We start from the raw sequence: 264 nt of genomic DNA on the forward strand, positions 1-264 counted from the left end.
CTGCCGATGATGTGACTAGCATGATCAACACTTATCGTGATGCCTTAGATCAAGGTGATTGCGTAGTGAAAGAATGGCGTCCAATGACACTGCACACCGTGGATTGGACTCCTTACATTGGTCGCGAATGGGATGAAGCCTATGACGCTTCACTGCCTATCGAACGTTTGCAGAAACTAGCCGATAAGTTGAGTTACGTGCCTGAAAGCCATTCACTGCAATCCCGTGTTGCTAAGATTTATAGTGACCGCGTCGCGATGGCAA

1 protein-coding gene is annotated in these 264 nt (G+C 48.1%); it reads left to right on the plus strand.

All coding sequences use genetic code 11. From position 1 onward, the window contains the following. Positions 1–20 precede the first annotated feature (20 nt). On the plus strand, positions 21–264 hold a 244-nt coding region (locus B4920_RS26615; protein ID WP_216820071.1), incomplete at its 3' end, for a hypothetical protein.

This window comes from Zoogloea sp. LCSB751, assembly GCF_002028455.1.
Lineage (GTDB): Bacteria > Pseudomonadota > Gammaproteobacteria > Burkholderiales > Rhodocyclaceae > Zoogloea.